Genomic DNA, 7,048 nt, shown 5'->3' with positions numbered 1-7,048 from the left:
CTTCCTTGGTGGTGTAGCGTTTCCGGTTGAACGGCGGAATCCGTTTGAGGATTTCATCGAAATCGTCGGTGGTGATGGTGCTGTTGCCGACCGTGGCCAACGTCTGGCCCGGTTTCGCGCCTTTCGCGCCCTTCGCGCCGCCGGTTTGATCGCAAGCCGCGACGATCAGAACCACGGCGAGCGCCAAGGTGCAGATTCCCAACAGGAACAGGGTTTTCTTCGACATGGCCATTATCCTTCCTCTTCAATTGAATGCAGAAGCTATTGCCGTATCAGCAAGGAATAACTCCGTTAACAAGTTGCTTTAGGTAGCATAGTCGGCCAGTCGTTGCAAGCCCCTGGCAAGCACCGCCAGGAGTTCCGGCGGGGTCAACGTCTGGGTTTTTTGGTACAGCTTGCCCTCCGGCGTCAACGACAGGACATCGGGGTTCGCGGTGACCAGCCGCACCAGGCGGGACGGGGTGACGGGGGTCGAATCGTCGAATTCGTAAGCCACGTAGCCGTCGCCCGCCTCGATTTTCCGCAAGCGCAGCTTTTCGGCCTCGCGGCGCAGGGCGACGATGGCCAGCAGGTTGACCACCGCCGGCGGCAGGCGGCCGAAGCGATCGGCCAATTCCTCGCGGATCTGGGCCAATTCGGCGTCGTCGCGGGCGTCGGCGATGCGCTTGTACAGCGACAGCCGCAGGTGCACGTCGGCGACGTATTCCTCCGGCAGGTAGGCCGGGATGCGGATCGCCACCTCGCAGTCGATGCGCTCCTCGACGATCTCGCCGCGCAAGCGCCGGATTTCCTCCTCGAGCAGGCGGGTGTAGAGGTCGAAGCCCACCGCGTCGATCTGGCCGGACTGTTCGGAACCCAGCAGGTTGCCGGCGCCCCGGATTTCGAGGTCGCGGGCGGCGATTTTGTAGCCGCTGCCCAGTTCCGTGAAGGTCCGCAGCACGGCCAGGCGCTTGCGCGCCTCGGGGGTCATCGTGCCGCTGGGCGGCACCAGCAGGTAGCAGTAGGCGCGGCGCTTGGACCGGCCGACCCGGCCGCGCAACTGGTAAAGCTGCGACAGGCCCAGGGCATCGGCGCGGTCGATGATGATCGTGTTGGCGCGGGGGAAATCGAGGCCGCTTTCGACGATCGTGGTGCAGACGACGATGTCGAAATTGCCCTGCGAAAAATCGATCATCAGCTTTTCCAGCGCCTTTTCGTCCATCTGGCCGTGGCCGACGCCGAGGCGGGCCTGGGGCACCAGCCGTTTGATCTTCAGCGCGACCGAATCGAGGCTCTTGACCCGGTTGTGGATGACGAACGCCTGCCCGCCGCGCGACAGTTCGCGTTCCAGCGCCTCGCGGATCGTGTCCTCATCCCACCGGGTGACGATGGTGCGGATCGCCAGCCGGTCCTCGGGCGGGGTGTTGATCACCGAAAGGTCGCGGATGCCGGTCAGGCTCATGTGCAGGGTGCGCGGGATGGGCGTGGCGGTCAGCGTGAACACGTCGATGTCGCGCGCCAGGCTCTTGATTTTTTCCTTCTGGGCGACGCCGAAGTGCTGTTCCTCGTCGACGATCAGCAGGCCGAGGTTTTTAAACTCGATCCGTTTGCCCAGCAACATGTGCGTGCCGATCATCAGGTCGATGCCGCCCTCGCGCAGCCGCTTGATCGCCTCGCGCTGCTGGGCCGGCTGGACGAAGCGGCTGAGCATGCCGATCTTGACCCCGAAGGGCGCCAGGCGGTCGCGGAACGTGTTGAAATGCTGGAACGCGAGGGTGGTGGTGGGGCAGAGCACGGCCACCTGCTTGCCGCCGAGCACGGCGAGAAACGCGGCGCGCATCGCCACCTCGGTCTTGCCGAAGCCGACGTCGCCGCAGATCAACCGGTCGGCGGGCCGCTCGGACACCATGTCGGCGATCACGTCGCGGATCGCCGTTTCCTGGTCGGGCGTTTCGTCGTAGGGGAAGGTCGCCTCGAACTCGCGGAAGATTTCATCCGGCGGCGGGAAGGCGAAACCCGGCTGCGCGTTGCGGGCGGCGTAAAGCGCCAGCAGTTCCTTGGCCAGTTTGCGGGCCGCCTGCCGCGCCTTTTTCTTGGTCGCGGCCCAGGTGAAGGTGCCCAGCCGGTCGATTTTCGGCGTCGCCCCGGCGCCGACGTAGCGCTGCACGGCGCCCAACCGGTCCACCGGCAGGTAGAGCCGGTCGCCGCCGGCGTATTCGAGGTGCAGAAATTCGCCGGGGACGTCGCCCAGCGTCAAGTGGACCAGCCCGCGGTAGATGCCGACGCCGTGTTTCAGGTGGACGACGAAATCGCCCTCGGCCAGCTCGGAAAAGGAGCTGATCATCTCCACCTGGCGCTTGGCGTAGGTCTCGGCGCGGCGGCGCTCGCCGAAGATGTCTTCCTCGGTGAAGACCGTCAGTTCGAGGCCGGGAAAGGAAAAGCCGGCCGACAACTCGCCGATCAGCGCCGGCACGCGGGTCAGTCCCTGGCCGCCCGACAGCGCCCCGGCGAACGACTGGTCGGGCCGCATTTCCACCGCCGGCTTGTAGGGCGACAGCAACCGCTCCAACCGGTCGGCGCCGCCCGGCGTCCGGCTGACCAACACCGCCCGGCCTTCGCCGGCGAGGCTTTCGCGCAACCCCTCGACCAGGGGGTTGAGCATGTGCGGTTCGTTGGCTCGGGCCAGAATCTGCTCGCGCAGGCGGGCGTGCGTCACGGTCTCGAAACGGATCGGTTCGGCGTTTTCGAGGTAGGCCTCGTGGCCGAGCGCCACCTGCCGCAACGGCGCCAGAGCCGCGCGGAAACCGGCCTCGTCCAGGTACAGCGCCGCCGGCTCGACGCACAGCTTGCCGGCCTCGCGCGCCCGGTCGAAGCGGGTGCGGATCTTTTCCGCCGTGGCTTCCAGGGCGACCTCGACGTCGGCGATCTCGTGCCAGACGACCAGCCCTTCGCCGCCGAGGTAGGCCGGCAGCGGCTCCAGCTTGTCGTGCAGCAGCGGCGTGAAAAATTCGATGCCGGGAAAGGCGATGCGGTGGGTGACCTCGTCGACCAGCCGGTCGCGACGCGGCTTGGGCACGTCCTGGGCCTCGGCCAGCGCCTTGACGCGGTCGGCGAACAACTCGGCGTTGGCGGTTCCGAGGTGGACGTCGCTGCACGAATACAGCTCAGCGTGGCGCAGTGGGCCGCGGCTCTTCTGGGTGGACGGATCGAAATGGCGGATCGATTCCACCTCGTCGCCGAACAATTCGATGCGCAGCGGCAGGTCGCCGCCGGGCGTGAAAACGTCGATGATGTCGCCGCGCACCGCCACCTCGCCCACTTCCTCGACGATCGGCGTCATCCGGTAGCCGATGGCCAGCAGGTCGCCGACCAGGGCGTCGCGTTCGAAGAGGTCCGGCACGTTGACCACCTGGCGGCCGGCGAGAAAATCCTCGCGGCTCAGGGTAAGGTTCAACACCGCCTCGACCGGCGCGACGACGATCGGCTTGCGGCGGCCGGCCAACTCGGCCAGACAGCGCATGCGGCGGGCCAGTATGCCAGGGTGCGGGCTGATGGATTCGAAGGGCGCGACGTCGTACGCCGGGTACAAAAACAGGCGCGTCGACGCGGCGCCGTCGGCGGCGCGCAGGAAGAACGTCAGGTCGTCGAACAGGATTTGCGCTTTTTTCGCGTCGGCCGCGAGGACCAGCGCGGGCCCGTCGGTTTCCAGCAGCAGCGTGGCCAGAATCAGGGCGGAACTGCCGCCGGCCAGCCCGGCGACGGCGATTCTGGATACACCTTGGGCGTGGTTTTTGTGCAGCTCCTCCAATGGCGGGTATCGGCGGGACCCAAAAAATTCGCGCATCGCCGGCTTCCTCGCTCAAGGGCGCAAATGCTAGCAGAGGATGTCCCGGTCGAAAAGAGAGGAAAAAAACCGGAAAAATGATGAAGGGAGAATCGGGCAGGCCACCTGAAAAGGGCCATCACGTCAGGTAAATGCGCTTCCTCGACTTATCGGCCGAATCATTTCCCGGCCGCGCTTTCTTTCCGGCCGCCCAGCACGGCGAGCAGGCCGCCCAGGGCGGCCAGGGCGCAGCCGGCGAGTTCCACGTAGATGCCATGGCGCAGGCGGAGGGCCAGATCTTTCGCGGTCGCGCCTTCGATCCAGGAAAAAGCAATGCCCTCGCCCTGCAGGCCCGACCAGACCCGCCAGATGAAAATCGCACAAACCAGCGACAACAAAAGCGCACCGGCGTTCAGGTAGAGCTGGAGTTGCGGCCGGCGAAGTCCGGCGGCCAGCCCGGCGCCGCCGAGTAAAAAGGTCAACGCGCCGCAAGCCAAAACCAGATACCAACCGGGTTCGCGCTCGGCGAGGTCGGCCGCGCTGAAGATCGGGTTGTGAAATCCGAAAAGCGAGGCCTGCGCCCAGGGCAGGAAAAAAGCGACCGTCATCAATGCGCCGCCCGCCAGAATCGGTGGATTCGACCAGCGGCCGTTCATCGCCGGTTCCGGAAATAGGCGAAGTCGATCATCACCGACGCCGCGCCGTGCGACCAGACGCGTAAAATACCGCCGCGCAGGCTGTAGCCGACATCGCCCGCGGCCTCGATGTCCGGCAGGTACGCGGCGTAGGTCACGATCATGCCGCCCGACTCGGGCAGCTCGAACCACCATTGATCGCCTTCCCACTCCAGCCAGACCCGCTCGGTCGGGCCGAAATTCCACGGGCGCAATCCATGAAGCATCAGGTAACCGCCGCCGTCCAGGTAAGCATACCCGTCCGCGCCGTCGGCCGTGCGCAGCAGCAGGGTCTCGGCGTCGGTCTTGAGCGCCAGCGAACCGGTTTCGACGGCGGAAAAACTCTGCGGCGCGCGGGCCGGCTGGGCCGCGGCGAAATCCGTCGCATCGCCGGCGATGCGCGCGGCGATCAGGTCGTCGCGCGACAGCCATTCCACCGCGCGCGGCTCTTCCTTGGCGGTCGAATACGGCACGGCCACGCTGAGAAAGCGAGCCTGCGCGGTCGCCGCGGTCGCGCGGGTGTCGAGGCTGACGTGTTCGATCTCGTTCATCCAGCCGTAACTGTGAATGTTGATCGACGTGGTCGCCGCGGTCGCGCCGGCCGAGGTGCCGACGTGCACGTCGACCGCCGCGTCGCCGGGCGCCCAGGTGCCGCCGTCGTCGTTCGGCGTAAAGGGATAGCCCGAGTTGCCGCCGGCCTGGCCGTGCCACAGGACTCCGTATTCGCGCGGTTCGGCGGAACTCATGCGGTCGAAGACCACGAGGTAATCGTCGTCGGGGAACAGCAGGGTGCGGCGGAAGTCGGCATCGCTCCACGAGCTGGCGGCGGTGGCGAACGGCGCGGCGACGTCGGTCAGGCCGTCGACGAAAAACGCGTCCGTGCCGCCGAACATCATCAGGTAGTCCGGCAGCGACGGTGGGCCCTGACCGTCGACCGTCGGCACGTTGTGGTGGATGCCGAGGCGCACCTTATTATGCTCTTCCCAGGCAATGTAGCCGGGGTCAAGCAGCAGGTCCTCGCCGCGCGCGAAAAAGGCCAGCGACAGGTTGTCGGAATGCTCGTGGCCGCTGCCTTTTTTACGGGCCTGGCCGTTTTCGGCCAGCATCATGACCCAGGAGTCGGCGGCGCCCCAACCCGACCGGAAGATCGCCTGACCCTCGGTCGGCAAGAGAAAATTCGGGCCGAAATCGTCGCCGGGCGGCGTCGCGGCGACCGCGTCGTCGTACCAGGCGATGGCCTCGACGTTGAGTTCGGAGCAGTGGGTGGTGAACAGCGGGTCGAAGGAATTGTTCAGCCACTCCCAGGCCAGGCGGCCGTCGTCGTAATAGGCCGAAACCAGACCGTTGAAGTAGCCGGTCGGGTTGGCGTCGTCGAGGGCCGGTGCGGAGCCGTCGGGCCGGCGCGCCTTCACGAACCAGAGGTGACTTTCGTAGTTTTTCGGGTGATCGAGCGGATTGACGATGTCGTAAGCCGACCAGTTGCAATTGGGGCCCAGCAGGCAGGCGTCGCGCTTTTGCAGGGTCGCGTCCTCGCCGATCAGCTCGTTGTAGCTATAAAACACCGGCAGATGATTGACCGCCGAATACTCGGCGTAATAGGTCCCTTCGGCCACGACGCCGCCCGGCACCACTTGCGAATCGAACCAGATGTCGTAGGCGTAGGTCATCCCGAAGTTGAACCATTTGTTCGCGTCGTCGCGCTGGTTGAGGGTCATGCCGGCGACGGCAAAGGCCGCGCCCGTCTTCGTGCCGTGATTGTTGTCGAGAAACAAGGTCACCACGGCCAACTGGTCGATGAAGCCGCTGTACCAGAGCGCGATCATCCCGCCCAGGCGGTCCGCGATGGCCGCGAGGCGGTCGGCCGCGATCAGGCCGGTGCCGGCCAGGATGTCGTAGGCGTAGCAATAGCCGACCACCGCTTCGGCGATGTGGATGTCGGAATCGATGAACATCTGGTAGGGCGAGGCGCCGAAATCGGGCGCCATCGCCTCGAGAGCCTGCGCGGCGCGGTCGGCCAGCGCGGCGTCATCGTCGATCCAGGCGACGAACGCGGCGGCCTTGGCGATGTTCGACAACCCGTATTCGCGGCCCGGATCGTACGGGTCGGGCGGCGTCGGACTGAAGCCGTTGTTCGCCCGGCCGCGCACCCGGGCCATCAGGGCGAGATACGGTTCGCGGGATAACCGATCCAGGATGGTGTCGCGCAGCGAGGCATCGCCCAGCAGCCGGGGCCGGTCGGTGATTTCCGCGTGCCACGGGCCGGACGGTTCGCCGGCGGCGTGGGCCGGAACCGCCGCCCCCAGCAAAATCAGCAACGCCAGAACGGGAAGCAGACAACGCATGGCGGACCTCGTTTTATTGGGATCCAAGCTGCCTTTTTGCCGTTTCAGCCTACAGGAAAACGAGCCGGGAGGATACCCGGCCGGCGGGAATTGTATTAGCTTAGCGACTTTGTCCCCTGTAACTGCTTAGCGATTATGTCCCCCATGAAGAAGGACATGATTTCGATGACTCCCAAGGAGTTACAGCGGATGAGGTTGCTGGTCTGCGTCCTGGAGGGGCAGCTGCCCCT

4 protein-coding genes are annotated in these 7,048 nt (G+C 65.9%); all 4 read right to left on the bottom strand.

From position 1 onward, the window contains the following. A partial coding sequence (locus GX444_18920) for a hypothetical protein (protein NLH50654.1) occupies positions 1 to 226 on the bottom strand: 226 nt, incomplete at its 3' end. A gap of 78 nt (positions 227 to 304) precedes the next feature. Next, positions 305 to 3,823 carry a transcription-repair coupling factor gene (gene mfd, locus GX444_18915; protein NLH50653.1) on the bottom strand — a complete coding sequence of 1,173 codons (3,519 nt, stop codon included), beginning with the start codon at positions 3,821 to 3,823 and terminating at the stop codon, positions 305 to 307. A gap of 158 nt (positions 3,824 to 3,981) precedes the next feature. After that, positions 3,982 to 4,458 (bottom strand): hypothetical protein, encoded by a 477-nt coding sequence (locus GX444_18910; protein ID NLH50652.1) that lies wholly within the window; start codon positions 4,456 to 4,458, stop codon positions 3,982 to 3,984. Further along, positions 4,455 to 6,818 (bottom strand): hypothetical protein, encoded by a 2,364-nt coding sequence (locus GX444_18905; protein ID NLH50651.1) that lies wholly within the window; start codon positions 6,816 to 6,818, stop codon positions 4,455 to 4,457. The genes GX444_18910 and GX444_18905 overlap by 4 nt, the downstream gene beginning before the upstream one ends. Positions 6,819 to 7,048 lie beyond the last annotated feature (230 nt).

The sequence above is a fragment of the Myxococcales bacterium genome, assembly GCA_012517325.1.
GTDB lineage: Bacteria > Lernaellota > Lernaellaia > Lernaellales > Lernaellaceae > JAAYVF01.
The sequence above is the reverse complement of the archived record's forward strand: the minus strand, read 5'-3'. Positions and strand labels throughout refer to the sequence as shown.